This is a genomic window from Streptomyces botrytidirepellens, from assembly GCF_003721215.1.
GTDB lineage: Bacteria > Actinomycetota > Actinomycetes > Streptomycetales > Streptomycetaceae > Streptomyces > Streptomyces himastatinicus.
The window spans coordinates 1-918 of the sequence record NZ_RIBZ01000414.1; the positions used below are offsets into that span (position 1 = coordinate 1).

1 protein-coding gene is annotated in these 918 nt (G+C 78.5%); it reads right to left on the bottom strand.

Going from position 1 to position 918, the window contains the following annotated elements:
* Positions 1 to 918: ABC transporter permease (locus tag EEJ42_RS53975; protein WP_148082070.1), on the bottom strand; the 918-nt coding region annotated here is incomplete at both ends.

Below are 918 nucleotides of genomic sequence, written 5' to 3' on the forward strand. Positions count from 1 at the left end.
CGTCCGACAGGCCCGGTGTGCCGCGCGGTACGACCGCCGCCCCGGCACGCACCGCCGCGGCGCGCCCGGCGACATCGGCGGCCGCGGTGGTCTGCACGGCGCTGGTGATCAGCGTGGCGAAGGCGACGGTGGCCAGCACGGGGGCGACGGTGGCGGAGGTACGGCGGACGGCGGTGACCATGTTCGCGCGGACCAGCAGGGCGACGGCCCCCGGGCGGCGGGCCAGCGGCCGCGTCAGCGCCCCGGCCACCGGGCCGATCAGTGCCGGGATGAGCAGGGTGAGGCCGGTGGTCAGCCCCATCGCGGCGCCCAGGCACAGCAGCACCATGGCGTCGGGCCCCGCGAAGGCGGTGCCGACCGCGCACGCCAGACCCAGCGCCGCGGCCACCGTCCCGGTGACCCACCGGCGCCGGGTCATCGCGCGGCTGTCCACCTCCGCCTCGCGCATCGCCTCCAGCGGTGCGATCCGCGCCGCCCGCCGCGACGCCGACCAGACCCCGGCCAGCGCCACCAGCAGGCCCAGCGCGAAGGTCGCGGCGAGCACCCAGGGCCGCATCCGTACCTCGAACCCGGCCGGCTGGAACCCCGCGTCGACGAACACCCCGGCCAGCGCGGGCGCGAGCAGGGCGCCCAGCGGCGCGCCCGCCGCGCCGCCGATGGCGCCCACCGTGAGCGCCTCCCCGTACAGCAGGCGCCGCAGCTGCCGCGGGGTGGCGCCGATGGTGCGCAGCAGGCCGAGGTCGCGCCGGCGCCGGGCGACGGTGAACGCGAAGCCCGAGGACACGACGAGGACGGTGACGAACGCGGAGAGCGCGGTCATGGCGGTGAGGACCTGGGCGCCGATCCAGCGGGTCATCTCGTCCTGCGGAGGGGCCAGTTCGTCGCGGGCGGCGCCGCGCAGCACCTCACCGGCGCCGC